General features: G+C 63.3%; 27 protein-coding genes and 2 tRNA genes. 13 read left to right on the top strand and 16 right to left on the bottom strand.

The features are described 5' to 3' along the window. From QTI04_RS22930 to QTI04_RS22920, 3 genes are all read left to right on the top strand, one after another. Complete coding sequence (locus QTI04_RS22930; protein ID WP_286602149.1) at positions 1 to 567, top strand: ClpXP protease specificity-enhancing factor; 567 nt, start codon at positions 1 to 3, stop codon at positions 565 to 567. A 39-nt stretch (positions 568 to 606) separates the two neighbouring features. Continuing rightward, positions 607 to 682 (top strand) — tRNA-Thr (locus tag QTI04_RS22925). 69 nt (positions 683 to 751) lie between these two features. Continuing rightward, on the top strand, positions 752 to 1519 hold the full coding sequence (locus QTI04_RS22920; protein WP_286602148.1) for a PepSY-associated TM helix domain-containing protein: 768 nt from the start codon (positions 752 to 754) through the stop codon (positions 1517 to 1519). A 15-nt stretch (positions 1520 to 1534) separates the two neighbouring features. Here the strand turns inward: QTI04_RS22920 and QTI04_RS22915 are convergent, their stop codons facing one another. Then, positions 1535 to 1840: a hypothetical protein gene (locus tag QTI04_RS22915; RefSeq protein ID WP_286617679.1), complete on the bottom strand. Its 306-nt coding sequence runs from the start codon at positions 1838 to 1840 to the stop codon at positions 1535 to 1537. A gap of 177 nt (positions 1841 to 2017) precedes the next feature. Here QTI04_RS22915 and secA point away from each other — a divergent pair, with 177 nt between their 5' ends. From secA to QTI04_RS22895, 4 genes are read left to right on the top strand one after another with little or no spacing between them, the layout of a single operon-like run. Further along, positions 2018 to 4795 carry a preprotein translocase subunit SecA gene (gene secA, locus QTI04_RS22910; protein WP_286617678.1) on the top strand — a complete coding sequence of 926 codons (2778 nt, stop codon included), beginning with the start codon at positions 2018 to 2020 and terminating at the stop codon, positions 4793 to 4795. Between the two features lie 28 nt (positions 4796 to 4823). Then, complete coding sequence (gene argJ / locus QTI04_RS22905; protein WP_286617677.1) at positions 4824 to 6053, top strand: bifunctional glutamate N-acetyltransferase/amino-acid acetyltransferase ArgJ; 1230 nt, start codon at positions 4824 to 4826, stop codon at positions 6051 to 6053. After that, a complete protein-coding gene (locus tag QTI04_RS22900) occupies positions 6050 to 6925 on the top strand; it encodes an ATP-binding protein (RefSeq protein WP_286602140.1) in 876 nt (291 codons plus the stop codon). The genes argJ and QTI04_RS22900 overlap by 4 nt, the downstream gene beginning before the upstream one ends. Positions 6926 to 6934: 9 nt before the next feature. Then, positions 6935 to 7363 carry an NUDIX domain-containing protein gene (locus QTI04_RS22895; protein WP_286602138.1) on the top strand — a complete coding sequence of 143 codons (429 nt, stop codon included), beginning with the start codon at positions 6935 to 6937 and terminating at the stop codon, positions 7361 to 7363. A gap of 27 nt (positions 7364 to 7390) precedes the next feature. On the opposite strand, the gene QTI04_RS22890 is transcribed toward QTI04_RS22895, so the two are convergent. The 10 genes from QTI04_RS22890 to QTI04_RS22845 form a co-directional block, all read right to left on the bottom strand. Next, on the bottom strand, positions 7391 to 7606 hold the full coding sequence (locus QTI04_RS22890; protein ID WP_286617676.1) for a DNA gyrase inhibitor YacG: 216 nt from the start codon (positions 7604 to 7606) through the stop codon (positions 7391 to 7393). Next, positions 7603 to 8358 carry a cell division protein ZapD gene (zapD, locus tag QTI04_RS22885; protein WP_286569353.1) on the bottom strand — a complete coding sequence of 252 codons (756 nt, stop codon included), beginning with the start codon at positions 8356 to 8358 and terminating at the stop codon, positions 7603 to 7605. The genes QTI04_RS22890 and zapD overlap by 4 nt, the downstream gene beginning before the upstream one ends. 30 nt (positions 8359 to 8388) lie before the next feature. Further along, positions 8389 to 9402 (bottom strand): hypothetical protein, encoded by a 1014-nt coding sequence (locus QTI04_RS22880; RefSeq protein WP_286602133.1) that lies wholly within the window; start codon positions 9400 to 9402, stop codon positions 8389 to 8391. Between the two features lies 1 nt (position 9403). Then, positions 9404 to 10897, bottom strand: coding sequence for an MBOAT family protein (locus tag QTI04_RS22875; protein WP_286602132.1), 1494 nt, complete (start codon positions 10895 to 10897; stop codon positions 9404 to 9406). A 78-nt stretch (positions 10898 to 10975) separates the two neighbouring features. Then, positions 10976 to 11578 carry a dephospho-CoA kinase gene (coaE, locus tag QTI04_RS22870; RefSeq protein WP_286602131.1) on the bottom strand — a complete coding sequence of 201 codons (603 nt, stop codon included), beginning with the start codon at positions 11576 to 11578 and terminating at the stop codon, positions 10976 to 10978. A gap of 13 nt (positions 11579 to 11591) precedes the next feature. Further along, positions 11592 to 12434 (bottom strand): A24 family peptidase, encoded by an 843-nt coding sequence (locus QTI04_RS22865; RefSeq protein ID WP_286602129.1) that lies wholly within the window; start codon positions 12432 to 12434, stop codon positions 11592 to 11594. Then, the gene (locus QTI04_RS22860) at positions 12434 to 13657 is read right to left on the bottom strand and encodes a type II secretion system F family protein (RefSeq protein ID WP_286602126.1); all 1224 of its coding nucleotides are present in this window, start codon (positions 13655 to 13657) and stop codon (positions 12434 to 12436) included. The genes QTI04_RS22865 and QTI04_RS22860 overlap by 1 nt, the downstream gene beginning before the upstream one ends. A 20-nt stretch (positions 13658 to 13677) precedes the next feature. Continuing rightward, a complete protein-coding gene (pilB, locus tag QTI04_RS22855) occupies positions 13678 to 15411 on the bottom strand; it encodes a type IV-A pilus assembly ATPase PilB (RefSeq protein ID WP_286602125.1) in 1734 nt (577 codons plus the stop codon). Between the two features lie 119 nt (positions 15412 to 15530). Beyond that, a tRNA-Pro gene (locus QTI04_RS22850) sits at positions 15531 to 15607 on the bottom strand. A gap of 35 nt (positions 15608 to 15642) precedes the next feature. Next, on the bottom strand, positions 15643 to 16635 hold the full coding sequence (locus tag QTI04_RS22845; RefSeq protein ID WP_286602123.1) for a polyprenyl synthetase family protein: 993 nt from the start codon (positions 16633 to 16635) through the stop codon (positions 15643 to 15645). Positions 16636 to 16819: 184 nt separating this feature from the next. Here QTI04_RS22845 and rplU point away from each other — a divergent pair, with 184 nt between their 5' ends. The 4 genes from rplU (at position 16820) to proB (ending at position 19744) form a co-directional block, all read left to right on the top strand. Continuing rightward, positions 16820 to 17131: a 50S ribosomal protein L21 gene (gene rplU / locus QTI04_RS22840; RefSeq protein ID WP_077001508.1), complete on the top strand. Its 312-nt coding sequence runs from the start codon at positions 16820 to 16822 to the stop codon at positions 17129 to 17131. A gap of 12 nt (positions 17132 to 17143) precedes the next feature. Then, positions 17144 to 17401 (top strand): 50S ribosomal protein L27, encoded by a 258-nt coding sequence (gene rpmA, locus QTI04_RS22835; protein WP_093105745.1) that lies wholly within the window; start codon positions 17144 to 17146, stop codon positions 17399 to 17401. Positions 17402 to 17469: 68 nt separating this feature from the next. Then, positions 17470 to 18525, top strand: a complete 1056-nt coding sequence (gene cgtA, locus QTI04_RS22830) for an Obg family GTPase CgtA (protein ID WP_286617675.1) — start codon at positions 17470 to 17472, stop codon at positions 18523 to 18525. A 73-nt stretch (positions 18526 to 18598) separates the two neighbouring features. Beyond that, the gene (gene proB / locus QTI04_RS22825) at positions 18599 to 19744 is read left to right on the top strand and encodes a glutamate 5-kinase (protein ID WP_286617674.1); all 1146 of its coding nucleotides are present in this window, start codon (positions 18599 to 18601) and stop codon (positions 19742 to 19744) included. Positions 19745 to 19749: 5 nt separating this feature from the next. On the opposite strand, the gene QTI04_RS22820 is transcribed toward proB, so the two are convergent. Both QTI04_RS22820 and QTI04_RS22815 read right to left on the bottom strand, forming a co-directional pair. Continuing rightward, positions 19750 to 20199, bottom strand: coding sequence for a CNP1-like family protein (locus tag QTI04_RS22820; RefSeq protein ID WP_286617673.1), 450 nt, complete (start codon positions 20197 to 20199; stop codon positions 19750 to 19752). A gap of 91 nt (positions 20200 to 20290) precedes the next feature. Next, on the bottom strand, positions 20291 to 20941 hold the full coding sequence (locus tag QTI04_RS22815; RefSeq protein WP_286602116.1) for an RNA pyrophosphohydrolase: 651 nt from the start codon (positions 20939 to 20941) through the stop codon (positions 20291 to 20293). 128 nt (positions 20942 to 21069) lie between these two features. Between QTI04_RS22815 and QTI04_RS22810 the strand changes: the two genes are divergently transcribed. Together QTI04_RS22810 and QTI04_RS22805 are read left to right on the top strand one after the other, a co-directional pair. Continuing rightward, positions 21070 to 22818 (top strand): proline--tRNA ligase, encoded by a 1749-nt coding sequence (locus tag QTI04_RS22810; protein WP_286617672.1) that lies wholly within the window; start codon positions 21070 to 21072, stop codon positions 22816 to 22818. Further along, positions 22815 to 23477, top strand: coding sequence for a lytic transglycosylase domain-containing protein (locus tag QTI04_RS22805; protein ID WP_286617671.1), 663 nt, complete (start codon positions 22815 to 22817; stop codon positions 23475 to 23477). Before QTI04_RS22810 ends, QTI04_RS22805 begins: the two co-directional genes overlap by 4 nt. 3 nt (positions 23478 to 23480) lie before the next feature. Here QTI04_RS22805 and QTI04_RS22800 read toward each other — a convergent pair whose 3' ends face one another. The 3 genes from QTI04_RS22800 to QTI04_RS22790 all read right to left on the bottom strand — a co-directional run bounded on the left by QTI04_RS22800 (position 23481) and on the right by QTI04_RS22790 (position 26435). After that, positions 23481 to 24785, bottom strand: coding sequence for a hemolysin family protein (locus tag QTI04_RS22800; protein ID WP_286602111.1), 1305 nt, complete (start codon positions 24783 to 24785; stop codon positions 23481 to 23483). A gap of 47 nt (positions 24786 to 24832) precedes the next feature. Then, on the bottom strand, positions 24833 to 25828 hold the full coding sequence (locus tag QTI04_RS22795; RefSeq protein WP_286602110.1) for an AAA family ATPase: 996 nt from the start codon (positions 25826 to 25828) through the stop codon (positions 24833 to 24835). A 109-nt stretch (positions 25829 to 25937) separates the two neighbouring features. Continuing rightward, positions 25938 to 26435: a cupin domain-containing protein gene (locus tag QTI04_RS22790; RefSeq protein WP_286602109.1), complete on the bottom strand. Its 498-nt coding sequence runs from the start codon at positions 26433 to 26435 to the stop codon at positions 25938 to 25940.

The raw sequence follows: 26435 nt of genomic DNA, 5'->3' as shown, positions 1-26435 counted from the left end.
ATGATCAACGCGCTCGAATCGTCATCCACCCGCCCGTACCTCATCCGGGCGCTGTATGAATGGTGCACGGACAACGGCTTCACGCCGTATGTCGCGGTGCAGGTCGACGACACCGTCCAGGTGCCGCGCGAGTACGTCAAGAATGGCGAGATCGTGTTGAACATCAGCTTCGATGCGACGAGTTCGCTCAAGCTGGGCAACGACTTCATCGAGTTCAAGGCGCGTTTCGCGGGAACGGCCCGGGAGATCAGCGTGCCTGTGGGCCGCGTGATCGCGATTTATGCGCGCGAGAACGGGCAAGGCATGGCCTTTCCCGCGCCCGCCCCTGCGCAGGCTGACGGCGGCTCGGCACCTGCTGCGGCGACGCCCGCGCCCTCCGCGACACGCACGCCGTTGCGCGATGCGTCCCGCGGCACCGAAGGCGATGCCAGCAAGGTCGTTCATCTCGTGACCGGCGAAGGCGCCGAAGAAGCCGTGGAAACGAGCAGCACGCCAGCGGATCCCGAGGACCCGCCGCGCCCGCCGGCCGGTGGTGGCGCGCGGCCCTCGCTCAAGCGGATCAAATGAGCGATGCGGCCACGCCGCACCGCTAAAATTCCCTCTCCCGCCGCTTTAGCTCAGTTGGTAGAGCAACCGCCTTGTAAGCGGTAGGTCGTCAGTTCGATTCCGACAAGCGGCACCATCACCACCACCCCGAGATCGCTCCCGGTTTCCACCTCCCGACAGGGGGGGGCGGGCTCGGCCAAACGATATGGACAACGCCATCCAGTCGCACCTCGATAGCGGTGTCGCCGCCCCGGACGTGATCGCCTACACCTCGTCCATTTCCATCGAAGCTCGCAAGCGCTCGCAGCAGCGCCGCTCCACGAGCGTGCAATGGATTCGCAAGACCCACGGCTGGTTCGGCCTGTGGGGCGCGATCCTGGGCTTGATCTTCGGCACGGCGGGCATCTGGCTGAACCACCGCGCGGTACTCAAGATGCCGATGGCGCAGCAGCGCATCAATGCTCAGTTGGCCCTGCCCGAACCGGCGCCGGCAACTGCGGAGGAAATGGCCGCTTGGTTGCAAGAGGCGCTGGGCCAGAGTGGTCCGCCGAATTCCACACGCACCGAGCCCGCAAAGCCCGTTGCGTGGACCGAGAAGGGCAAGCGCGCTTCGGCAGTCGACGCAGCCGATACGGCGGCGCCGGCGAAGCCGCTCATGCAGCCCGAGCGCTGGATCTTCAATTTCGGAGGCCCTGACGCCATCGTGCAAGCAGACTACTGGCGCGGCAATCGTTCCGTGGGCGTCACGACCACAAGCAACGGTTTCGTTGCGACGCTGGCCAATCTGCACAAGGGCGTTGGAATGCCTGTCGCGTGGATCTTGTTGGTCGATACGCTGGCGGGCAGCTTGATCTTCCTGTCGATCTCGGGGGTGGCGCTTTGGATGCTGACCCACCGGCGTCGGCGTGTCGGCCTCGTCATCTTCGGCACGTCGGTTGCGCTCACGCTGGGATTGGTGGTCGCGCAACTCTGAGGGCGCGCGCCGCGCTCAACGGCGCGATTGCACCTTGATCCGAATCGTCGCGACGTCCCATCCGCGGGATTTCAGCCGCGCCTGGAGGATCGGCGCCAGCTGGCGAAGCTTTGCGGCAGCGGCACTCCCGCAGACCAGCATGCACCAGACGTCCCCCTCGGCGGGGCCGGCCTTGACGCCGGCACGCATCTCGGGGGGGATCAGATCCTGCACCGCGGCCAGACGTTCACCCGCCTCACGGGCACGCGCAGCCAGGCCGGCGAGGGTGGGAGAGCCCTCTGTGGCCTCGAGCAGGGTGACGGAGTTGAAACGGCGGTTCATGGGGAAAGGTCTGCGGTCGGTAGGTTCGAACAAGGCGGCTAAAATCACTGGTTTGCCAGCAATCCTGCGGGCCGGTCGGCTTGCTTTCTGGCAAAGCGCGCCCAAGTTCCTTCTCGTCTATCTTAGGGATTTCGGTCGAAGTAGTCGCGTACAGCGAGTGTGCTTCGATCTCCATTCATGGCCACCAATTTCCTGACTCAAATTTTCGGCAGTCGCAATGATCGGCTCCTGAAGCAGTATCGCAAGACGGTCGAACGCATCAATGCGCTGGAACCGTCCTTCGAGAAGCTCGATGACGATGCCCTGCGCGCCAAGACGCAGGAATTCAAGGATCGCGTCGCCAAGGGCGAAACCCTTGACGACCTGCTGCCCGAGGCCTTCGCCACAGTCCGCGAAGCGTCCAAGCGGGTGATGAAGATGCGCCACTTCGACGTCCAGCTGCTGGGCGGCATGGCGCTTCACAACGGCAAGATCTCGGAAATGCGAACGGGTGAAGGCAAGACCCTGACCGCCACGCTGCCGGTGTACTTGAACGCACTCACGGGCAAGGGCGTCCACGTGGTGACCGTGAACGACTATCTCGCCAGCCGCGATGCGACCTGGATGGGCCGGCTTTACAACTTTCTCGGCCTCTCGGTGGGCATCAACCTCCCGCAGATGCCGCGCGAGGAGAAGCAGCAGGCCTACGGCAGCGACATCACCTACGGCACGAACAACGAGTACGGCTTCGACTACCTGCGCGACAACATGGTCTACGAGCCGGGCGACCGGGTCCAGCGCGGGCTGAACTACGCCATCGTCGACGAGGTGGACTCCATCCTGATCGACGAGGCGCGTACGCCGCTCATCATCAGCGGCCAGGCCGAAGACCACACGGAGCTGTACCTGGCGATCAATAAGGTCGTTCCGCTGCTGGTGCGTCAGGAAGGGGAAGCCGATCCGCGCACTGGCGAGGGCGTCACCAAGCCCGGCGACTTCACTGTCGACGAGAAGACGCACCAGGTGTTCATGACCGAAGACGGCCATGAGAAAGCGGAGCAGATTCTTTCCGAGTTCAAGTTGCTGCCCGAGGGCGCTTCGCTCTACGACCCGGCCAACATCACGCTGATGCATCACCTGAATGCGGCGCTGCGTGCACGTCACCTGTACCACCGCGACCAGCACTACGTGGTGCAACAGGGCGAAGTGGTCATCGTCGACGAATTCACCGGCCGCCTGATGACCGGGCGCCGTTGGAGCGACGGCCTGCACCAGGCCGTCGAGGCCAAGGAAGGCGTCGAGATCCAGGCCGAGAACCAGACCCTCGCGTCGATCACGTTCCAGAACTATTTCCGCCTCTACGCCAAGCTCGCGGGCATGACCGGCACGGCCGATACCGAGGCCTATGAATTCCAGGAGATCTACGGTCTGGAGACCATGATCATTCCGCCGAATCGGCCAAGCAGGCGCGAAGACCAGTTGGACCGGGTCTACAAGACCACACGCGAGAAGTACGACGCGGCCATCCAGGACATTCGCGAGTGCTACGAGCGTGGTCAGCCGGTGCTGGTCGGCACCTCGTCGATCGAGAACTCCGAGATCATCGCCGGGCTGCTCGAAAAGGCCGGCCTGCCGCACCAGGTGCTCAACGCCAAGCAGCACGCACGCGAAGCGGAAATCGTCGCGCAGGCGGGCCGCACCAAGATGATCACGATTGCGACCAACATGGCGGGTCGTGGTACCGACATCGTGCTCGGTGGCAACGTCGAGAAGGCGATCGAAGCCGTCGAGGCCAACGAGGAACTCGATACAGCATCCCGGGGAGCCGAGGCCGATCGGTTGCGTGTGCAATGGGACAAGGACCACGAATTTGTGAAGTCGCTGGGCGGCCTGCGCATCATCGCGACCGAGCGTCATGAATCGCGCCGCATCGACAACCAGTTGCGCGGCCGTTCGGGCCGTCAGGGCGACCCGGGCTCGTCGCGCTTCTACCTCAGCCTCGACGATCCGCTGATGCGCATCTTCGCGGGTGACCGCGTGAAGGCGATCATGGACCGCCTCAAGATGCCCGACGGCGAGGCAATCGAAGCCGGCATCGTGACGCGCAGCATCGAGAGCGCGCAACGCAAGGTCGAGGCACGCAACTTCGACGTGCGCAAGCAATTGCTCGAATACGACGACGTGTCGAACGACCAGCGCAAGGTGATCTACCAGCAGCGCAACGACATCCTCGACGCGGGCGACCTGACCGCGCAGATCGAAGGGTTGCGCGAAGGCTGTTTTTCGGATCTGGTTCGCCAGTACGTGCCGAACGAGTCGGTCGAAGAGCAATGGGACCTCGCCGGTCTCGAGAAGGTGCTTTCCGACGAATGGCACATGGACATGCCGCTTCGCAAGGAAGTGGAGGCGGCAACCGCCATCGGCGACGAAGACGTGGTCGAGAAGGTCGTCTCGGCGGCCAACGAGGCATTCAATGCCAAGGTCTCGCTGATCGGCCAGGAGAACTTCACGCAGTTCGAGCGCATGGTGCTGCTGCAGAGCATCGACACCCATTGGCGCGAGCACCTCGCCTCGCTGGACTACCTGCGTCAGGGCATCCATCTTCGCGGTTACGCGCAAAAACAGCCCAAGCAGGAGTACAAGCGCGAGGCCTTCGAGCTTTTCGGACAGCTTCTCGACTCCGTGAAGAACGAAGTCACGCGTCAGCTCATGACCGTGCGCGTGCAGTCCACCGAGCAGCTCGAGCAAGCCGCCGAAGCCATGGAGAGCCGCGGTGAGAACGTGGCGAACATCACCTACACCGCGCCCACTGAGACCGGTGAAGTCGAAGTGCGCGTCGACGAAGAAAGCCTGCGCCGCCAGGCCGCTGGCGGCCTGAGCGCCGGTGCCGCCGCCTTTGCGCGCGTGGGTCGCAACGACCCTTGCCCTTGCGGCAGTGGCAAGAAGTTCAAGCAATGCCACGGCAAGCTCACTTGATATCCGCACTCGTCAGCAGGACCCATCCATGCCCGTGAATCTTTCCGCTCCCGATCCCGCCGCGTTGCATGCGGTGCCCGGCGTTCGCATCGGCGTCGCCGAGGCCGGCGTGCGCAAGGCCAACCGCAAGGACTTGACGGTGGTCCTGATCGACGAGGGGGCCGCGGTGGGCGGCGTATTCACGCAGAACCGCTTCTGTGCCGCACCCGTGCAGCTTTGCCGTGACCATCTGGCTGCCAATTTTGGTGTTCGTGCGATGCTGATCAACACCGGCAACGCAAACGCCGGCACGGGCGAAGACGGGTTGGCGCGCGCGCGCGCCACCTGCATCGCGCTGGCCCGCAAGCTCAACCTCGCACCGGAGCAGATCCTGCCGTTTTCCACCGGCGTGATCATGGAGCCGTTGCCGATCGACCGGATCGAGGCAGGCCTGCCCGCCGCGCTGGCGGACGCCTCGCCATCGAACTGGGCGCGCGCAGCCGAAGGCATCATGACGACGGACACGGTGCCCAAGGCCTTCAGCCAGCAAGTGCAGATCGGTGGAGTCACGGTCACGATCACCGGCATCAGCAAGGGCGCCGGCATGATCCGCCCGAACATGGCCACGATGCTTGGCTTCATGGCGACCGACGCGAAGATCGATGCGTCGCTGATCCAGCCCCTGGCGAAGGCCCTTGCCGACGCCTCGTTCAATCGGGTGACGATCGACGGCGATACGTCGACGAACGATTCCTTCGTGGTCATCGCCACGCAGAAGGCCGATCATGCCACGATCACTTCCCTCGAATCCGCCGAAGGACGCGCGTTGCTGGAGGCAATGCAGGGCGTTGCTCGTCAGTTGGCGCAGGCCATCGTGCGCGACGGCGAGGGCGCTACCAAGTTCATCACGATCCGTGTCGAAGGCGGAAGCGACGCGGCAGAGTGCCGTCAGGTGGCCTACGCGGTCGCGCATTCGCCGCTGGTCAAGACGGCGTTCTATGCAAGCGATCCGAATCTCGGTCGTATCCTGGCAGCGGTCGGCTATGCAGGCATCGCCGATCTGGACCAGACGGGCATCGATCTCTATCTCGATGACGTTCACGTGGCGGTCAAGGGTGGGCGCAATCCGACCTACCGCGAGGAGGACGGCCAGCGCGTGATGAAGCAGAGCGAAATCACGGTGCGCATCGCGCTCGGCCGCGGCAACGCCGCCGACACGGTGTGGACCTGCGACTTGAGCCACGACTACGTAACGATCAACGCCGACTACAGGTCATGAACGAGAAATTCGAACGCCTGATCGAGCGCGCCGAACAACTGATCAGCCGCATCGAATCGATCCTTCCGCAGCCCCTGTCAGCGCCGACCGACTGGAGCGCTTCCGTCGCCTGGCGCTACCGTCGCCGCAGCTCGGGCCACGGCACGCTGGAGCCGGTTCGCCACGTGGCGACGATGCCGCTCGATGCGCTGAAGGAAATCGACGTCCAGAAGGAAAAGATCGAACGCAACACGCGTCAGTTCGTCGAAGGCAAGCCGGCCAACAACGTGCTGCTGACCGGCGCCCGCGGCACCGGCAAGTCGTCTCTGATCCGCGCATGCTTGCAAGCCTATGCGCCGCAAGGTCTGCGCCTCATCGAAGTCGACAAGGCAGAACTCACGGATTTGCCGGACATCGTCGATGTAGTCTCGAATCGGCCGGAGAAATTCATCGTCTTCAGCGACGATTTGAGCTTCGACGAGGGTGAGCCGGGCTACAAGGCGCTGAAGTCGATCCTCGACGGTTCGATCGCCGCAGCCACGCCGAATGTGCTGATCTATGCCACCAGCAATCGGCGCCATCTGCTGCCCGAGTACATGAAGGACAACCTCAGCTACACGCATACCGAGGACGGCGAAGTGCATCCTGGTGAGGTGATCGAGGAAAAGATTTCGCTCTCCGAGCGCTTCGGTCTGTGGGTGAGCTTTTACCCATTCAGTCAAAACGAATACCTGACGATCGTCGCGCAATGGCTATCGTCCTTCGGCGTGGACGCGAAGGCGATTGAAGCCGCTCGGCCTGCGGCACTGGTCTGGGCGCTCGAGCGGGGTTCGCGCAGCGGACGTGTGGCATACCAGTTCGCCCGCGACTACGCCGGGCGCGCTGCGGCCTGACGCCTCGTGATGACGGATTCGCGCAAGCACACCGAAGTCGCAGTCGGCATCCTGATTCGCGAGGACGATGCCCTGTTGCTTTCGACTCGGCCGGAAGGCAAACCGTACGCCGGCTACTGGGAGTTCCCCGGCGGCAAGATCGAAGCAGGCGAGACGGTCGAACAAGCTTTGCGGCGCGAGTTGCACGAAGAGCTCGGCATCACGATCGCTGGCGCCGAAGTCTGGAAGGTCACCGAGCATGACTACCCGCATGCGCTGGTGCGTCTTCACTGGTGCAAGATCAGGGCTTGGGACGGCGGCTTCGAGATGCGGGAAGGCCAGTCGATGTGCTGGCAGCAATTGCCGCTCGAGGTCGAGCCGGTGCTTCCGGGGGCGCTGCCTGTCCTGGGATGGCTCGCCGAAGAACGCGGCCTGTCTGATCCGGTAGCAGCGCGCTGACCACTGACCGCCGCTCGCGATGGCGAGCTACTGTTGCTGGCGCTTGGGGTCGCCGAACGGATCTTCGTCCGGCGGCGCATCCGCCGGCATCCTAAACTCCTCACTCGCCCAGGCGCCCAGATCGATGCCCTTGCAGCGGGCGCTGCAGAAAGGCCGATAAGGGTTGCTCGGCGCGTAGACACTGTCCTGCCCGCACGCCGGACAGCGCACGATCCGCTCGCCGAAGGAAGGGGTGCCGCTCATGCGCAGAGAGTCAGTTCGAAGGGTGTGTCGTCCGTGCTGTGGTGCAGGCGGTCGTCAGCCTCGTGGCGCATCAGCCGGACCGACACCATCAACCGGTTGCCGCTGATTTCGGGAATCAGGCCGAGTTTCGGATCGATGCGCAGGCGCAGCAGCTGAAAGCTTCGGCCTTGTGGCAGGGTTTGCTGGAACTGTCCGTTCGTTGCGATGACCTTGTAGGGCACGTCGGCGTCGCGCAGCAGTTTGAGCAACAGATAGATGGACTCGGCCAGCGGTGCAAGGGTGGAGGACCAGCGCTCCAGGTCGGCGCGACGCTCCGGAGCGCGGCGGTTTTGCCAGGCGTAGTACGCCGGCAGGTCGAATTCGCAGGTGCCGCCCGGAATGCCGGCGCGGCTGCGGATGCTCATCAGCCATTCGTTCTCGGTCAAGGCCTGGCCGGCCTTGCCCGGTACCGTGTTGAGCGTCGTGAAGTTGCTCTCCAGCTTGCTCACCACCTGGTCCAACACCGTTTCGGCTATCGCCGGATTCCCGCGGTAGCTGTTGAACACGTTCTTGTGCTTATCCAGGTCCCTCAGGACGTCGGCCTTCAGATCGGCGCGCGCTGCCACGTCCATGATCTCGAAGATCGTGACGAGTGCGTAGTGGTGCAAGAGGGCCGAGTCGGCTGGCACCAGTTCCCCAAGACGGCGGAACAGATGCTCCAGACGCAAATAGGTCCGGATGCGCTCGTTGAATGGGTACTCGTAAAGGATCACGCGTGAGGGCTTCCTGTCGGAATGATAGCTTCAAGACGTCTTGGCGGCCGGCTCGGGCAGGATCTTGCGCACTGACTCCAGCACGCGCTGCCCGAGGATCAGTTGGCCGTGCATCGACAAGTGGGTGTCATTGGGGAAATAGAAGTCGCGGACCTTTGTCTTTTGCTCCTGGGCGAAGGTGAACAGGTCGGGACCGAGGCCCGCGTCGCGGAACGCCGTCACAAAATCTTTCGAATGATCCGGCTGGATGTAGATCGTCGTCTTGTTGGGAATCACCATCCACATGATCGTGCGGGCGGGGTGGGCGTTGGTAAAGGCGCGCATCTGCCTGACATTCTCCGGTGTCAGGTCGCCGTTGTCGTCGTCATCCTTGAAGAACAAAGCCTTGTCGCAGAACTTGCTGCTGAAGAATGAGCAGCCGCCCACTACGGGGCGCGCCCACGTCTGTTTGCCAAACAGGGTGTCGCCAGGCGAATTCTTTGCTCGGCTGGTGTTCCTGAAGGTGGTATAGCCCGATGTCAGCTTGCCCTTCCAATTGAGTTCGAAACCGGGCACCTGCTCGGGTGGCGAGGTGAAGGGCTCGGATTTGGACTCGAATGGCTTTCGCATCTTTGTGCAGTTCTGTGACTTTGCCAGGCGATCGCCAAGCAGGCGTTCGACGCTTTCAACCACGACCAGTTTGCCGTGAAATCCCGCGCCGTCGAGCCAGGCGTCGAAGTCGTCACAGAGCGCTTCGCCGAGTTGGCCCCAGTAGATTGTCGTGACACGGTAGCCTGCCCTGGTGAGCACGGATTGCCATCGGTAAGTCATTGAAAAACTGTCACCGATCACGAGGATGTCCGCTTCCGTGACCGGAGAGGCACGAAGGAACGCGGGCTCGACGTGCGGTTGGGCCAGTTGCCAACCGAACTCATTGTCCGAAACTTGGCCGATCCGCGACAGATCGCCATAAGGGACGCCTGCTGCCAGCGTGGTGACCAGCAGCGCCGAGATGATGGCGAAGCCGGCCAGAAAGATCTGCAGCCAGAGTTTTGCGGGCGTCATATCAGAACTGGAAATAGAGGAAGGGGCTGTAAGAGCCCAGCTTCGACACGCAAAGACCGAGCAAGATCACCGTCGCGAGGGCCATCAGCGCGGTGAAGATCCTGGCGACGCGCGGGCGTCCGGCAAGCGCTTGGGCCTGAGGCACCCAGCGCTGTAGCGTGATGGTCGGCGGCAATGCCAAGCAGATGAACAGCCCCACCAGCATGGTCTGGAAGAATTCCGGCTTTCGGATGGGAACCGGCCCGAATTCATGGAAGGCCACAAGGTCGGTCCCGTGCATCCCCAGCATGCCCTTGTAGATGTCCATCGCCGCGCCCATGCTTTCGGCACGGAACACTACCCACGCGATCATCACGCAGATGAAGGTCAGGAACCAGCCGAGCAGTCGGGCCAGGCGCCCGGGCTTCGCATTGCGGCGCACCTTCGCATTCCAGAGATGATTGACCATCAGGAAGGCACCGTGCAGCGCGCCCCAGACCACGAAAGTCCATGCGGCACCATGCCAGAGTCCACCCAGGAGCATGGTGAGGAAGAGGTTCAGATAGCGCCGCGCCGGACCTTTTCGATTTCCGCCCAGGGGCACGTAGAGGTAGTCGCGCAGGAAGGTGGACAGTGAGATGTGCCAGCGACGCCAGAACTCGATGATGCTCGTTGATTTGTAGGGCGAATTGAAGTTGAGCGGCAGCTGCACGCCCAGGCACAGCGACAGGCCCACGGCCATGTCCGAGTAGCCGGAGAAGTCGAAATAGATCTGCAGCGTATAGGCCATCACGCCCAGCCACGCGGTGTAGAGCGTCGGAACGGTGCCGTTGTGCACGCCCGTGAACATCAGGTCCGCGTACTCCCCCATCCGATCGCCGATGAGCAACTTCTTGGCAAGGCCGAAGACGAAGATCGCCAGGCCCAGCGAGACCTTGTTCAGGTCCATCCGGTAGGTCGCCGGGTTGGCGAACTGCGGCATCATCTGCGCGTGATGGAGCACCGGCCCGGCGATCAGGTGGGGGAAATAGGTGACGAACAGCACGTAGTGCACGAAGCTGCGCTCGTGGACCTTGTCCTGCCAGCAATCGACCAGGAAGGCAATCTGCGTGAACGTGTAGAAGGAAATGCCGATCGGCAGAACCACATGCAGAAGGGGCAACGGAGAGAGGCCGGCTGCCGCGAGCCCCTCATTCACGTTGCTGACAAAGAAATTCGCATACTTGAAGGTGGCGAGCACCCCGAGATTGATCACCAGCGCAACCACCAGCATGCGCTTTCGCCCAGCATCGGTTCGTCCAGGGCCTCGCGTCAGTCGCAAGCCTGCCCAGTAGTTGAAGCAGATCGATCCCACCAGCAGCGGCAGCGCCTGAACGCTCCACCAGCCATAGAAGAACAGCGACGCCAGCGCGAGAAAGCCGGCTGCTGCACGCGCATTCCACTTGCCGATCAGGAAGAACCCGAAAAAGACGATCGGGAAATAGCAGAAGATGAACGCGTACGAATTGAAGAGCATCTTGTGGGATGTGGCTCGCGGAGCCGTCTCGCGCTCCGCGTTCTTGTTGTGTGGCGCATAGGCCGTTGTGCCGGCCGATTATCGCGCGACGATGCCCGTCCACCGTTCCCACAGATTCCGTACTTCCGACGCGAGTTCCTGCATCGAGAGGTCCTCGTTGAATATCACTGCATCGGCTGCCGCCCGGCGTTGGACTCGGTCCGCTTGTTGCGTGATGACTGCGCGAACTGCTTCGGACGCCCAGCCGGAACGAGTCACGACGCGACGCAACTGGGTCTCTTCGGTGGCGTCAACTACCAGCACCCGATCGACGATGGCACGCCAGCGTCTCGATTCGACCAGAAGCGGCACGTCGAACACGATGGGTTGTCTGGCCGCAGCAGTTGCCGCCTGCCGCTCGCATTCCGCGCCGATCAGCGGATGCAGGACGGCCTCGAGGCGCTTTTTGGCTTGAGCATCGGCGAACACAAGGTCTCGCATGCGCGCTCGGTCCAAGCCGCCATCTTCGGCGAGGATGGATCGACCGAATTCCGCTTCGAGCGCCGGCATTGCGGCCCCCTGCGGCTCGGCAACGGATCGTGCAATCGCGTCCGTGTCGACCAGCTTCGCACCGAGCGAGACCAGCATGGTCGCGACCGTGCTCTTGCCGCTTCCGATACCGCCGGTCAAGCCGATGCGCATGGCTCTCAAGCGCTCAGAGGCCGGCCACGCGGAGGATGGCGTCCGGGCCGAATATCATGGCCGTGAAGCCGGCACCAGCCAGGAACGGCCCGAAGGGCACGTAGCCGCCTTCGCGCAACCCGCTGCTGAACTTGAGCGCAAGGCCGACGACCACCCCGATGATCGATGCCATCAGAATGATCGGCACCAACGCCTGCCATCCGAACCACGCGCCGAAGGCGGCAAAGAGCTTGAAATCGCCATAGCCCATGCCCTCCTTGCCCGTGGTCAGCTTAAAGAGCCAGTAGACGGCCCAAAGCGAGAGGTAGCCCGCAACAGCGCCCCAGACGGCGCTTGCGAGTGGCACGCCGGTGAAACCCGCCAGGGAGGCCAGCAGGCCTGCCCACAGCAAAGGGAGCGTGATGTCGTCCGGCAGCAGGGTGGTGTCCCAGTCGATGAGCGCCAACGCAAGCAGGGCCGCCGCAAAGCCGCACCATGCGAGACTGCCGATTTGCCCAGGCATGTGCCAAACGCACCAGGCGAAGAGCGCGCCGGTCACCAGTTCGACCACGGGATAGCGCATGCTGATCGGCGTCCTGCATGCCGAGCACTTTCCGCGGAGGATGAGATAACTCAGTACGGGGACGTTCTCATACCAGCGAATGGCATGCCCGCATTGCTGGCAGCGCGAATGCGGCACCATCAGGTTGAATCGCTCGGCAGGCGTGGTGTCACCGCCCTCGACGCCCGCGCATTCTGCCGCCCATTGTGCTTCGAGCATCTTGGGGAGCCGATAGATCACGACATTGAGAAAACTGCCGATCAAGAGCCCCAGTACGCCGGCCAGCGCGGCGTCCACCCCCTGCGAAACCAGCATCAGACGACCTGGCCGAGCTTGAAGATGGGCAGGTACATCGAGACCACGATCCCGCCGATGATCACGCCCAGGAACACGATGATGATGGGTTCCATCAGGCTGGAAAGGCCGGCAACCATGTCGTCGACTTCGGATTCGTAGAAGTCGGCCGCCTTGCCCAGCATGTGGTCGATCGAGCCTGACTCCTCCCCGATGGCGGTCATCTGCAGCACCATCGACGGGAACAGGTTGGCATTGGTCATCGCCGTCGTGAGGCTGGTCCCGGTCGAAACCTCCTGCTGGATCTTGGTAGTGGCTTCCGCATACACGGAATTGCCGGACGCGCCGCCCACGGAATCGAGTGCTTCGACCAGCGGCACGCCGGCGGCGAACATGGTCGCCAGCGTCCGGGTCCAGCGCGCGACGCACGACTTGTCGATCAGGGCACCAAAAATCGGCAGGCGCAAGAGGAGGCGGTCCATGACCTTTTGAACGCGCTCGTTGCGCTTCCAGGCCTGGATGAAGAAATAGAGACCCCCGCCGATGACGCCGAAAATCAACCACCAATAGGAAACGAAGAACTCGCTGACCGCCATGACGAACAGTGTCGGAGCGGGCAGGTCCGCGCCGAAGGAGGTGAACACCTGCTTGAACGCCGGGATGACGAAAATCATGATGATCGCCACCACCACGAACGCCACGACGATCACCGACGTCGGATACATCAGCGCCGACTTGATCTTCGACTTGATCGCCTCCGTCTTTTCCATGTAGGTGGCCAGGCGGTCGAGCAAGTCTTCCAGAATACCCGCGGCTTCGCCGGCTTCGACCAGATTGCAGTAGAGGCTGTCGAAGTACTTTGGGAACTTGCGAAAGGCGGACGACAGCGACGTGCCCGTTTCCACATCGCTGCGAATGTCGTTGAGCAGCTTCGCGACGCTGGGGTTCGCATTGCCGCGACCCACGATGTCAAAAGCCTGCAGCAGGGGGACGCCAGCCTTCATCATCGTGGCCAGCTGTCGAGTGAAGATCGCGATGTCCTTCGGCTTGATCGCCTTGCCGGAGCGCATGCGCCGCTTCTTGATCTTCGTCGTGAGCACGCCCTGGCGTCGCAGCGCCGCCTGGACCTGGTTTTCGCCAGCGGCTCGTACTTCGCCTCGCACCGTCTTACCGTTGCGGTCCTTGCCCTCCCACTCAAAGACATATTCCTTGAACGTTCGGTTGGATGCTGCTGCCGTTGCCATTGAATCTCCGCTTCTCGATGCTATTCGTTGGTGACTGCAAGCACTTCTTCAAGTGAGGTCAGTCCCTGCATGACTTTCTTCAGGCCCGACTGACGCAGCGAGCGCACGCCTTCGGCTTCGGACTGCCGCGCGATGTCGAGCGCGCTTCCGTCGCGAAGGATGATCTTCTGGATCTCCTCGCTGATCGGCATCACCTGATAAATGCCGACACGACCCTTGTATCCGCCATTGCACGCGGAGCAACCGACCGGATGGTAGGGCTTCCAGGAGTTGTCCAGGTCATGCGGCTTGAAGCCGGCATCGAGCAACGCCTGCTTCGGCACATCGGCAGGAGCGCGGCAAACGGTGCACAGGCGCCGTGCAAGCCGCTGCGCGGTGATCAGGATGACGCTGGATGCGATGTTGAAGGGCGCGATGCCCATGTTGCGCATCCGCGTGAGCGTTGTCGGCGCATCGTTGGTGTGCAGCGTCGAGAGGACCAGGTGGCCCGTTTGCGCGGCCTTGATCGAGATGTCGGCGGTTTCGAGGTCGCGAATTTCGCCGACCATGATGATGTCCGGGTCCTGCCGCAGGAAGGCGCGCAGCGCAGTCGCGAAGGTCAGGCCCGCCCGATCGTTGACATTGACCTGGTTGACCCCCGGCAGGTTGATTTCAGACGGATCTTCCGCCGTGGCGATATTCACCCCGGGTTTGTTCAGCAAGTTCAGGCAGGTGTAGAGCGAAACGGTCTTGCCGGACCCGGTCGGCCCGGTGACCAGCACCATGCCGTACGGGCGCCCGATGGCCTGAAGCAGGCGCTCCTTTTCGTCCGCGTCGTAGCCAAGCGCATCGATGCCCAGGCGTGCGCTGCTCGGATCAAGGATACGGATCACGATCTTCTCGCCGAACAGCGTGGGCAAGGTGCTTACCCGAAAATCGATCACGCGTTCCGGACCGATCTTGAGTTTCATCCGGCCGTCTTGCGGAACGCGTTTTTCGGAGATGTCCAGCCGAGATATGACCTTGATGCGCGACGCCAGCTTGTCCTTGATGACCGTTGGCGGACTCGCGATCTCGCGCAACTCGCCGTCGATGCGGAAGCGCACGCGGTAATTGTGCTCGTAGGGTTCGAAGTGAATGTCCGACGCACGCATGCTGAACGCGTCGAGGAGCATCTTGTGCAGGAAGCGGACAACGGGGGCGTCCTCGACCTCGGCAACGGCCGGGTCGCTGGTCTCGCTGCTGGTATCAGCAGAGACATCATCGAACTCGAACTCTGTGCCGATGATGCTGTCGATGGTTTCGGAAGCGGTGACCGCCGCCGCTTCGATCATGCGGGAGAGCTTGTCGTACTCCGCGATGACCCAGTCCACGCCCATCTGGGACGCGAACTTGATTTTTTCCGCGGCCTGCTGATCCGAGGGGTCGGCTGTTGCAACAATGAGACGATTGTTGCGTTTGCTCAGGACGACCACTCGATAGGCTTGGCACAGCTTGGCGTCGAGAAGGTCCTTGGGAAGGCGCTGCGGATCGATGGCGTCGAGGTCGAGCAGGGGCGCGCCAAACGCACTGGACAGTGTGTGGGCCAGGTCGGCCGCAGACACCGCGCCAGTACCGGTCAACTCCGCGATGAAGCTGGTGCGCCCGCTGAGGGACTTCTGGTAAATATCTTCCGCGGCCTTCGCGGCAAGCTTTCCGGCCGAAACCAGTGCACGCGCCAGTCCCGGAAGAGCGATCGACGTGGTTTCTTTGACGAGGGGTTCGGCGGCGGCCATTCAACGAATGTAAGAGACGTGAAAAATTGCTTCACGATCATCGCTGATCGCCCAAGGACTGTAAACCGCTGCGTGCCCGTTTGATCGCGCAGCATTTGGCAATTACAGCCCAAAAAGGCTGGTCGGGGTGAGAGGATTCGAACCTCCGGCCTCTACGTCCCGAACGTAGCGCTCTACCAGGCTAAGCTACACCCCGATGGTTGCAAAAAGAGAGTCGTCCGTCGTGGTGACTTAGGCGCGTCGCTCAAGCAACTGAGCCGCTAATTGTAGCAAACCGCCGGAGTGCGGATTTGCAGGAAAACCACGAAGTGCATCCATTGCGCGCTGAGCTTCTGCTGCAGCCGCTGCGCGCGTAGCTTCCAGTGCTCCGGTTTCGCGCACGATGGCCACGATTTGGGGCAGTTGCGTCGTGTCGCCTGCCTCGATGGCCGCACTGATCAGCGCGCGCTGATCAGGCGTTCCTCGTTGCATGGCGAGAATCAGCGGGAGCGTGGTCTTGCCTTCGCGGAGGTCGTCGCCGACGTTCTTGCCGGTCTCGTTCGCGTTGCCGGCGTAGTCGAGCACGTCGTCGATGACCTGGAAGGCGGTGCCCAGCGCCTGTCCATAGGTCGCGCAGGCTTCCTCGACCTCGGGCGTTGCGCCGGCCAACACGGCCGCAAGGCGCGTGCTTGCTTCGAACAGCTTGGCAGTCTTGGAGCGAATCACCCGAAGGTAGGCTTCCTCATCGAGAGAAGCATCGTGCATGTTCATCAGCTGCAGCACTTCGCCCTCGGCGATGACGTTGGTGGCGTCCGCAAGGATCTCCATGACCCGAACGTCGTTGGCGTCCAGCATCATTTGGAAGGCGCGGGAATAGAGAAAGTCGCCGACGAGGACGCTGGCGGGGTTTCCAAACGACTCGTTGGCAGTCGGGCGGCCGCGGCGAAGCGTGGATTCGTCGACGACGTCATCGTGCAGCAGGGTCGCCGTATGGATGAATTCGACGACCGCCGCCAGGTTGAAGCGCTGCTCCTCGCGATAGCCCAGGGCGCCTGCCATGAGAAGAAGCAATGCGGGCCGCAACCGCTTGCCGCCGGCGGAGATGATGTACTTGGAGACTTGGCGTACCAGCGGCACGCCGGTGTCGAGGCGGCGGCTGATGACGCGGTCGACCCCCGCCATATCGTCGGCGATCAGGTCGAGTACGGCAGCGGCGGGGGAGGTGTCGGCGGCGGGAACTGGCAAAGCAAGGGCGCTTGCGCGCTGCGTGAGATGCGACGATCGCAGGGCTGGAAGTCCCAGATTATAGGGAGGCGAACCCGGCCGATTCGGCTGCGCTTCCGCCCCTTGGCTCGAGAAACGCCCCTCGTGCTAGAATCTAGGGCTCTGCGGAATTCGCCGTAGAACCCATCTTATTCAAGAGGTCAACATGTACGCGGTCATAAAAACCGGCGGCAAGCAGTATCGCGTTGCTTCCGGCGAGAAAATTAAAGTAGAACAGATTGCTGCGGACGTAGGCCAGGAGATCGTGATCGACCAAGTGCTCGCAGTCGGCGACGGCAGCGCAATCAAGGTAGGTACGCCCCTGGTGTCCGGCGCAACGGTGACAGTCACGGTACTGTCGCACGGCAAGCACGACAAGGTTCGCATCTTCAAGATGCGCCGTCGCAAGCACTATCAGAAACGTCAAGGCCATCGCCAGCAGTTCACCGAACTGCAAATCGGCGCGATCGCCGGCTAAGGAGCTGATTCCATGGCACAGAAAAAAGGCGGCGGCTCTACGCGAAACGGGCGCGATTCGAAGCCCAAGATGCTCGGCGTGAAGGCGTTTGGTGGTGAACTGATCAGCGCGGGCTCGATCATCGTGCGCCAGCGCGGCACCCAGTTTCACCCCGGCGTCAACGTCGGCGTGGGCAAGGACCATACGCTGTTTGCCCTGGTCGACGGCCACGTGTCGTTCGGTACCAAGGGTGCACTGAACAAGCACACGGTCAACGTGACCCCGGCCTGAGCCAGTCACTTCGATCTTTTCGAAGCCCCGCTTTGCCGGGGCTTCTTCATTTGTAAACTGGACATCTCATGAAGTTCGTGGACGAAGCCTTCATTGACGTTGCCGCTGGCGACGGTGGCAACGGCTGTGTGTCGTTCCGCCATGAGAAGTACAAGGAGTTCGGGGGGCCGAACGGCGGCGATGGCGGCCGCGGCGGCCACGTCTTTGCCGTGGCAGACCCGAACCTGAACACGCTGGTCGATTTTCGCTTCTCGCGCCGGCACGACGCCAAGCGCGGGCAACATGGCATGGGGTCAGACATGTTCGGCGCCGCCGGCGACGACGTCACCTTGAAGATGCCTGTCGGCACGATCATCTCCGACGCCGAAACGGGCGAGGTGCTGTACGAACTGTTGACGCCGGGCGAGGTGATCACGATTGCCAAGGGCGGTGATGGCGGCTTCGGCAACATGCGCTTCAAGAGCGCCATCAATCGCGCACCGCGCCAGAAGACCCCTGGTTGGCCTGGCGAGAAGAAGAACCTCAAGCTCGAACTGAAGGTGCTGGCCGACGTAGGGTTGCTAGGCATGCCGAATGCCGGCAAGTCGACGCTCATCAGCGCCATTTCCAATGCGCGTCCGCGCATCGCCGATTACCCCTTCACCACGCTGCACCCGAATCTCGGGGTAGTGCGCGTCGGTCCGGAGCAGAGCTTCGTCGTGGCCGATCTTCCAGGTCTGATTGAAGGCGCCTCCGAAGGCGCTGGCCTCGGCCACCTGTTCCTGCGCCACCTGCAACGTACCCGCCTGCTGCTGCACGTGATCGACATGGCACCGTTCGACGAAAGCGTCGATCCGGTCGCGCAGGCCAAGGCCATCGTTGGCGAACTCAAGAAGTACGACGCGACGTTGTATGAAAAGCCGCGCTGGCTGGTCCTGAACAAGCTCGACATGGTGCCGACCGACGAGCGTGCCGCGCGCGTCAAGGACTTCGTCAAGCGGCTGCGGTTCAAGGGCCCCGTATTCGAGATCTCGGCGCTGACGCGCGAGGGCTGCGAACCGCTCGTGCAGGCGATCTACCAGCACGTCAAGGCGCTGCAGGTGGCCGAGCAGCCGCCGACGGAGATCGATCCCCGTTTTTCCTGAGTACCGGGTTCCGTTCGATGGCGATCCAGAGACTGTGATTCCGGCAAGCATTCCACGACCGCAACAGCTTCCAATGACCTCTAGCACTGGCTCCACCGCCCTTCGCGATGCACGGCGAATCGTCGTCAAGGTCGGCTCCAGCCTCGTCACCAATGAGGGCCGCGGCCTGGACGAGAACGCCATCGGCGAATGGTGCCGGCAACTTGCCACGCTGGTACGCGAGGGGCGGGAAGTGGTGATGGTGTCGAGTGGCGCCATTGCGGAAGGTATGAAGCGATTGGGCTGGCGTGTGCGTCCTCACGAGATCCACGAGTTGCAGGCCGCCGCCGCTGTCGGCCAGATGGGACTGGCGCAGATCTACGAGACCAAGCTGCGCGAGAACGGCATCGGCAGTGCCCAGGTGCTGCTGACGCACGCCGATCTTGCGGATCGCGAGCGCTATCTGAATGCGCGCTCGACTCTCGTCACCTTGCTCGCGCTGGGCGTCGTGCCGGTCATCAACGAGAACGACACGGTCGTCAACGACGAGATCAAGTTCGGTGATAACGACACCCTGGGCGCGCTGGTCGCCAACCTGGTGGAAGCCGATGCGCTCGTGATCCTGACGGACCAGAAGGGACTCTTCAGCGCCGACCCGCGCAAGGATCCCGATGCCCGTTTTGTGCACGAGGCTGCCGCCGGCGATCCCGCGCTGGAGGCGATGGCTGGCGGCGCCGGCAGCAGCATCGGCCGCGGCGGCATGATCACGAAGATCCTCGCTGCCAAGCGCGCTGCAGGTTCCGGCGCGTCGACCGTCATCGCCTGGGGCCGCGAGCCGGATGCGCTCTTGCGTCTGACGCGTGGCGAGCCCATCGGTACGCTGTTGGTGGCACAGACCGCCAAGCACCAGGCCCGCAAGCGCTGGATGGCCGATCACCTGCAGTTGCGGGGGGCCGTTCTGGTGGATGCCGGTGCCGCTGCCAAGGTGCGCGGCGAGGGCAAGAGCCTGCTGCCGATCGGCATGACGGGGGTCGAGGGCGAATTCTCGCGGGGCGACGTGATCGCCATCCGCGACCAGCAGGGCGCCGAACTCGGCCGCGGGCTGGCCAATTACTCGAGCGCCGAAGCGCGGATGCTTTGCCGCAAGCCTTCGTCAGAGTTCGAGCGTCTGCTGGGCTATGTCGCGGAACCGGAAATGGTCCACCGCGACAACATGGTGCTGATGCCGGACGGGCGCTGACGCTCTTACTGGACCTCGCGGACCGGATCCTTGATCTGCCGGACCATCTCTCCGACGGACGCACGAGGGGCATGGCCACGGCACAAGGCCTGCTCGGCCAGCTCCTTGGCATAGCGCGAATTGCGGACGTTGATGCGCTTCCATTCCGGGTTCGACGCGTTGTGCCAGGCACCCTGGTTGAAGCGGGCGTACTGCTTCACTTCTTCGCTGGAGCAGCGCACACCTTCGTAGAAGGCATTGGTGGCGCCCCCGGCCTTGTTGCTGGCCACGACCACATACCGAACCACGCCGTCGCGGGTCACCGTGATGGTGGCCGGGTCGATGCCGTATTGCAGGCTCAGATGCGGCGGCATCTCGATGGGGAGCAGCCTCCTTTCGTCGAAGGCGGGCGGCGGTGGCACGTCGCTTTCTTTCCATTCGTCGGGCTGCGACGTGACTTTGGGGGGCGGCGGCATGCCGGATTGCGCCCAGTCCGGGTTGTCGGTGTCCTTTGGACCCGATCCGCATGCGGCGACCAAGCATGCGAAAGTGATGGCGAGAACATGCTTAGCGCTGCACGTGAAGAGGGTCGCTGGGGTCGGACGCTGGAAGAGAGGCATTGGGATTCGGGTCGAAACTGGCCCCTGGGGGCAGTTCGAAGAGGGATTCATGGCCTGCAGCGGGCGGATGACGCTCGAATTCGCGAGCGCGCACATTGCTGCGCAGGAAGCGGTTGCGGAAATCCTGCCGAGGCAGGTAGCGAGCGAGTTCGGTCAGCGCCATCTCATAGACGCCGCGCTTGAATTCGACCACGACATCGAGTGGCACCCAGTAGTCGTGCCAACGCCAGGCGTCGAACTCCGGATGGTCGGTGGCACGCAGGTTCAGATCCCAATCGTGACCGATGAGTTGCAGCAAATACCAGATCTGCTTCTGGCCCTTGTAGTGGCCGCGCGCGTCACGGCGAATGAACCGATCCGGCACCTCGTAGCGCAACCAGTCACGGGTACGGGCCACGATGCGCACATGCTCCGGGTGGAGACCTACTTCCTCGTGCAGTTCCCGGAACATGGCCTGCTCGGGACTTTCGCCGCGATCGATGCCGCCTTGCGGAAACTGCCAGGAATGGGTGCGAATGCGTTTACCCCAGAAAACCTGGTTTCTCTGGTTGAGCAGGATGATGCCGACGTTGGGCCTGAAGCCGTCCCGGTCGAGCATAATCAAACCCCAATTTTTGAACTGAGTCGATTATGCATGCCGGGTTGCACACGGCAAGCGACCTGTTCCAGGTCCTCTCGAGGCCTGACTCCCAGCATCTCCACCTGTAGCCCTCTGCGCCGCGACCGATGAAAGCTTCCCGATTCTTTATCTCCACCCTCAAGGAAGCGCCGGCCGATGCCGAAGTCGCGAGCCATCGGCTCATGATGCGCGCCGGCATGATCAAGAAGCTCGGCACCGGCATCTACACGTACATGCCGATGGGCCTGCGGGTCATTCGCAAGGTCGAGGCCATCGTCCGTGAAGAGATGAACCGGGCCGGTGCGGTCGAACTCACTATGCCCGTGGTGCAGCCAGCCGAATTCTGGGAAGAAAGCGGCCGCTTCCAGGGCTATGGCGCCGAGTTGCTGCGCATCAAGGACCGGCATGAGCGCTCCTTCGTCATCCAGCCGACCAGCGAAGAGGTCGTGACCGACATCGCGCGCCAGGAGATACGCAGCTACAAGCAGCTGCCGAAGAATTTCTATCAGATCCAGACCAAGTTCCGCGACGAGCGTCGTCCGCGCTTCGGCCTGATGCGCGGGCGCGAGTTCATCATGAAGGACGCTTACAGCTTCGACCGCGACCTCGATGCCGCGAAGGCCAGCTACCAGGTGATGGCGGATGCCTACCGCCGGATCTTCGACCGCTTCGGCCTTCGCTACCGCGCGGTGGCCGCGGACAGCGGCGCCATCGGCGGCGACGTCAGCCAGGAGTTCCAGGTCATTGCCGCGACAGGCGAAGACGCAATCGTCTATTGCCCCGACAGCGATTACGCTGCCAACATGGAAAAGGCCGAAGCGCTCGCTCCGGCCGGTCCACGGGGTGTCGCCACCCAGTCGATCACGAAGACACCGACGCCGGGCAAGAGCACCTGCGAAGACGTCGCAATCCTGTTGGGCGTGCCCTTGTCGACCACCGTCAAGTCCCTGGTTCTGGCCACCGACATCGTGGATGCGGCTGGCAACATCAAGGGCGCCAAGGTCTGGCTGTTGCTCGTTCGCGGCGACCACGACATGAACGAGATCAAGGTGAGCAAGGTGCCGGGGCTGGACAACGGTTTCCGCTTCGCGACCGTCACCGAGATCAAGGATCACTTCGGCAGCGAGCCCGGCTACCTGGGCCCGCTCAATCTGAAGCAGCCCGTGAAGATCGTCGCCGACCGCGACGTCGCCGTCATGGCCGACTGGATCTGCGGCGCCAACGAGGTGGACTTCCACACCACCGGCGTCAACTGGGGCCGTGACCTGCCCGAACCCGACGCGGTGGCCGACATCCGCAACGTGGTGGCCGGCGATGCTTCGCCCGACGGCAAGGGCCTGCTGGCGATCGAACGCGGCATCGAGGTCGGCCACGTGTTCGTGCTCGGAACCAAATACAGCAAGCCGATGAATGCGACCTTCCTCGATGAAGCGGGCAAGCCGCAGTTCCTCGAAATGGGTTGCTACGGCATCGGCATCACGCGTCTGCCGGCTGCGGCCATCGAGCAGAACAACGACGAGCGAGGGATCATCTGGCCCGACGCGATTGCGCCTTTCACCGTGGTGGTCTGCCCCATCGGAATGGACCGCAGCCCCGAGGTCAAGGTCGCTGCTGAAGCGCTCTACGAGCAATTGCTCACGGCCGGCGTCGACGTGTTGCTCGACGACCGCGGCGAGCGTCCGGGCGCGATGTTCGCCGACTGGGAACTGATCGGCGTACCGCACCGCGTCGTGATCTCCGACCGTGGCCTCAAGGAAGGCCAGTTCGAATACCAGCACCGTCGCGATACTGCTGCGACGAAGGTGCCTGTGGCCGGCATCGCAGAATTCATCACTGGCAAGCTGGCAGCGGCATGAGCCTTACGGCGCGGGCGCAAGCGTCCAGCCTCTCCCGACGACTATGTCTGGGCAGCGCCGTTGCCGGGGCGATATCCCTGGTACTGCCCCGCAGCGCCATGGCCGGCGCGCAGATCGAGGAACCGCTGATCGACTCGGTCCGCACCGCACTCAGTTCGGCCATCCACAACAAGGCGCCGCCCGTGCCAGAGTTCGGCAGCACCGAGGCGCGTCTCGTTTACCTGCGCTGGCTCGGCGAGATGAGTGAGCGGCTCAAGAAGAAGCTGCCGGACTGGCCGACACGCAAGGAATTCCTGCAGACCGTCTGGTACGAGGCGCGTCGTTCCGGGCTCGATGTCAGCCTGGTGCTCGGCCTGGTGCAGGTGGAGAGCAACTTCCGGAAGTTCGCCGTATCGAGCGCCGGCGCGCGCGGCTACATGCAGGTGATGCCTTTCTGGACGCGCGTCATCGGCGACAGCGATCCGTCCAAGCTGTTCCATATGCAGACCAATCTGCGATTCGGCTGCGTGATCCTGCGGCACTACCTCGATCGCGAGGGGGGTGACTTGTTCATGACGCTCGGCCGCTACAACGGCAGCCGCGGCAGGGCACCTTACCCCGACGCCGTCTTTGCGAACCAGCGGCTGTGGGTCTTCAAGGATCGCCGGCTGGAGGATTGAGCCTCAGCTCTTGCCCGCGGCGCCGGCGCGGGTGACCATCACTTGGTCGATGCGGTAGCTGTCCACGTCCATCACCTCGAAGGTGTAGCCGGCCCACGTCACGCTGTCCGTTCGCTTGGGCACGCGGCGCAGCATGACCATCAGGAAGCCGGCGAGCGTTTCGTATTCGTCGTCATGGGGCAGCACGTCGATGTCGAGTGCGCGCTGCACGTCCTGGATGGGCGTCACGCCGTCGATCAGCCAGGAGTTCTCGTCGCGCTTGACGATCTGCTGCTCTTCGTCCTGCACGCCGACCAGGTCGCCCATGACCGTGCTCATCACGTCGTTGAGGGTGATCACGCCCACCACCAGGCTGTACTCGTTGACGATGATCGCGAAATCTTCATGAGCCTGCTGGAACTGCTCGAGCACTTCGGTCAGGGACAGCCGGTCCGGGATGACCAGCGCCTTGAGCAGCGGCAGGCCGTGGGAGAAAGACAGCGGCTGCCCGCTCAGCACGCGCTGGAACATGTCCTTGGCGTCGACATAGCCCAGCACGTGGTCGATGTCGCCCTCGCACACCGGATAGGCCGAAAAGGGCTCGGCGACGATGCGCGCGCGCAGCACCGATTCGGGGTCGTCCCGCAGGAACCACGCGATGCGGTCGCGCGAGGTCATCACGCTGCTGACCAGGCGCGTGTCGAGTTCGAACACGTTGGCGATCACCTGCTGTTCCCTCAGTGCGAGGACCCCGGCGCGCGCGCCGGCTTCGGTCATGGCGAGGATGTCGGCCGACGTGATCTTGTCGTCACGCTGGCTCGGCATGCCGAGCAGCTTGAAGAGCAAGTCGGTGCTGACCGTGAAGAACCAGACGAGCGGCTTGAAGGTGGTGATCAGGACCTGCATCGGTCCGACCATGCGAACCGCGAGTCGCTCGGGGTTGCTCATGCCGAGCCGCTTGGGAAACAGGTCCGCGAACACCAGGAAGACCGCGATGATCGTGACGAACGATGCGAGGAAGGCGGCGTTCTGTGACGCTTCCACGCTGAGCCACATTTCGAACAGGCGCGCGTAGTAGGGACTGAGCGAGCCTTCGCCGACCACGCCGCCGAGGATCGCGACCGCGTTGAGGCCGATCTGGACGACGGTGAAATAGTGCCCGGGCTGCTCCTGGATGCGCATCACGCGCTCGGCACGCACGTCGCCCTCGTCCGCCATCTGGCGCAGGCGCAGGCGACGGGACGCGGCCAACGAGATTTCGGCGAGGGAGAAAAAGGCGCTCGTTGCAATTAGCGCAACGATGACCAGCAGGCTTTGGGTCAGGGTCATGGGTCGGTCGATGAAGACCGACATGGTGCCATGCCCGCCGAGCGCCTCTATTGGACGAACCCGATGCGGTTGCGGGCCACGTTGGCGCGCGGGAGATCGTCGACGCGAACCTCGTCGCGGCCGGCCAGCCGGGCGTTCCCGAAGCCGGTCATCAGCGCGCGGCGCATCTCGCGTGGAGCGAGCGTGGCCAGATGGTCGAGCACGTCGCCGGAGGGCTCCTCGGTCAGCAGTCGGCCCCAGTCGTGGTCGTTGCGGATCGAGATGTAGAGCTGTCGCGCGATCTGGCGCGCGGCCTCGGGTGAGGGTGCTTCGATCTCGAACACGTTCATGCGGTTCAGGATGGGCTCGGGAATGCTGCGCTCGTCGTTCGCCGTGGTGATCCAGATCACCTGACTGGCGTCGATGGGCACTTCGGCGAATTCATCGACGAAGGCGTGTGCCGTATCGTGCTCGAGCAGGTTGTACAGGGCACCGAGCGGGTCGTACTGGCTGTCGGCGCCGGCCTTGTCGATCTCGTCGATCACCATCACCGGGTTGGCGTACTGGCCGTCGACCAGGGCCTCGAAAACCTTGCCGGGCTTGGCGCCCTTCCATTGCGAGGATGCACCCGAGAGCAGCCAGCCGGCGGTCATCGAATTCATCGGCACCAGCGACATGCCGGTGCCGAGCAACTCGGCAAGCTTCTTCGCGAAATGGGTCTTGCCGATACCGGGCGGGCCGAGCAGCAGCATGGGCGTCACTTCGAGGCCGTCGCGGCTGTCCTGCGCGAGCGCGACGTGGCGGCGCACGTCGTCGAGCACTTCCGTGAAGTTGGGCAACTGGGCGTAGAGCGCGGCCATTTCGGGGACGCCGCTCGGCTTGACCTGGAAGCGATCGGGGCCGCGTTCGAGCATGCGCTCGTAGGTGGTCCGCAGGTGTTCGTGGTCGCGATCGGGGAGCTTGGCGAGCTTGCGTTCGACGTCGTGCGTCTGGAACACGCTGCGCAGATGGGCCACCGGCAACTGGAACGCCGGCGAGGCGGGGACGAGACTGCGGGAATCCATGGACACCTCCGGTTTCGAACACTCTTTGGACAGCATAAGCCGTGCCCGCGTTCGACGGATGTCTACGTTTCCTCGCTTTTCAGGGTTTTGGGATTCTGTCGCGGCGCAGTCACACGCCGCCCTGCGGGTGGGTCGGATCGACCCACAGCACCGTATCGGGTTTCTCGACGGGCTCGATGTCGAGGTTGACCGCTACCGCCTGCCCGTCGCTGCGGCAGAGCACGCATTCGAGCGCTTCGGTCTCGCTGGCGTTGATTTCCTGGTGCGGCACATAAGGCGGCACGTAGATGAAGTCGCCCGGTCCGGCTTCGGCCGTGAACTCCAGCCGTTCGCCCCAGCGCATGCGGGCGCGTCCCCGCACCACGTAGATCACGGATTCGAGGTGGCCGTGATGATGGGCGCCGGTCTTGGCATTGGCATGGATCGTCACCGTGCCCGCCCAGAGCTTCTGGGCACCGACGCGCGCGAAATTGATCGCCGCGGCCCGGTTCATGCCCGGCGTCTGCGCAGTGTTGGTGTCGAGTTGGTTGCCGGGGATCACCCGCACGCCATCGTGCTTCCAGGCGCCTTCGTGCGCGTGTTCGTGATCGCCGTGATCGTGGCTCAT

It is taken from the genome of Variovorax sp. J22R115, from assembly GCF_030317005.1.
Taxonomy (GTDB): Bacteria; Pseudomonadota; Gammaproteobacteria; order Burkholderiales; family Burkholderiaceae_C; genus Variovorax.
Note: the sequence above shows the minus strand (reverse complement) of the source record. Positions and strands in the feature narration are given on the sequence as shown.

Bases quoted from the DNA above. Each gene is read 5' to 3' on its own strand.
- secA (WP_286617678.1), top strand. From the start codon at position 2,018: ATGGCCACCAATTTCCTGACTCAAATTTTCGGCAGTCGCAATGATCGG.
- QTI04_RS22865 (WP_286602129.1), bottom strand. From the start codon at position 12,434: ATGCTGGTTTCGCAGGGGGTGGACGCCGCGCTGGCCGGCGTACTGGGG.
- QTI04_RS22815 (WP_286602116.1), bottom strand. From the start codon at position 20,941: ATGCTCGACCGGGACGGCTTCAGGCCCAACGTCGGCATCATCCTGCTC.
- QTI04_RS22795 (WP_286602110.1), bottom strand. From the start codon at position 25,828: ATGGATTCCCGCAGTCTCGTCCCCGCCTCGCCGGCGTTCCAGTTGCCG.
- pilB (WP_286602125.1), bottom strand. From the start codon at position 15,411: ATGGCCGCCGCCGAACCCCTCGTCAAAGAAACCACGTCGATCGCTCTT.
- QTI04_RS22920 (WP_286602148.1), top strand. From the start codon at position 752: ATGGACAACGCCATCCAGTCGCACCTCGATAGCGGTGTCGCCGCCCCG.
- QTI04_RS22880 (WP_286602133.1), bottom strand. From the start codon at position 9,402: ATGACGCCCGCAAAACTCTGGCTGCAGATCTTTCTGGCCGGCTTCGCC.
- coaE (WP_286602131.1), bottom strand. From the start codon at position 11,578: ATGCGCATCGGCTTGACCGGCGGTATCGGAAGCGGCAAGAGCACGGTC.
- QTI04_RS22930 (WP_286602149.1), top strand. From the start codon at position 1: ATGATCAACGCGCTCGAATCGTCATCCACCCGCCCGTACCTCATCCGG.
- cgtA (WP_286617675.1), top strand. From the start codon at position 17,470: ATGAAGTTCGTGGACGAAGCCTTCATTGACGTTGCCGCTGGCGACGGT.
- QTI04_RS22860 (WP_286602126.1), bottom strand. From the start codon at position 13,657: ATGGCAACGGCAGCAGCATCCAACCGAACGTTCAAGGAATATGTCTTT.
- QTI04_RS22805 (WP_286617671.1), top strand. From the start codon at position 22,815: ATGAGCCTTACGGCGCGGGCGCAAGCGTCCAGCCTCTCCCGACGACTA.
- QTI04_RS22900 (WP_286602140.1), top strand. From the start codon at position 6,050: ATGAACGAGAAATTCGAACGCCTGATCGAGCGCGCCGAACAACTGATC.
- QTI04_RS22790 (WP_286602109.1), bottom strand. From the start codon at position 26,435: ATGAGCCACGATCACGGCGATCACGAACACGCGCACGAAGGCGCCTGG.
- QTI04_RS22915 (WP_286617679.1), bottom strand. From the start codon at position 1,840: ATGAACCGCCGTTTCAACTCCGTCACCCTGCTCGAGGCCACAGAGGGC.
- QTI04_RS22800 (WP_286602111.1), bottom strand. From the start codon at position 24,785: ATGACCCTGACCCAAAGCCTGCTGGTCATCGTTGCGCTAATTGCAACG.
- proB (WP_286617674.1), top strand. From the start codon at position 18,599: ATGACCTCTAGCACTGGCTCCACCGCCCTTCGCGATGCACGGCGAATC.
- QTI04_RS22875 (WP_286602132.1), bottom strand. From the start codon at position 10,897: ATGCTCTTCAATTCGTACGCGTTCATCTTCTGCTATTTCCCGATCGTC.
- argJ (WP_286617677.1), top strand. From the start codon at position 4,824: ATGCCCGTGAATCTTTCCGCTCCCGATCCCGCCGCGTTGCATGCGGTG.
- rpmA (WP_093105745.1), top strand. From the start codon at position 17,144: ATGGCACAGAAAAAAGGCGGCGGCTCTACGCGAAACGGGCGCGATTCG.
- QTI04_RS22810 (WP_286617672.1), top strand. From the start codon at position 21,070: ATGAAAGCTTCCCGATTCTTTATCTCCACCCTCAAGGAAGCGCCGGCC.
- QTI04_RS22895 (WP_286602138.1), top strand. From the start codon at position 6,935: ATGACGGATTCGCGCAAGCACACCGAAGTCGCAGTCGGCATCCTGATT.
- QTI04_RS22890 (WP_286617676.1), bottom strand. From the start codon at position 7,606: ATGAGCGGCACCCCTTCCTTCGGCGAGCGGATCGTGCGCTGTCCGGCG.
- QTI04_RS22820 (WP_286617673.1), bottom strand. From the start codon at position 20,199: ATGCCGCCGCCCCCCAAAGTCACGTCGCAGCCCGACGAATGGAAAGAA.
- rplU (WP_077001508.1), top strand. From the start codon at position 16,820: ATGTACGCGGTCATAAAAACCGGCGGCAAGCAGTATCGCGTTGCTTCC.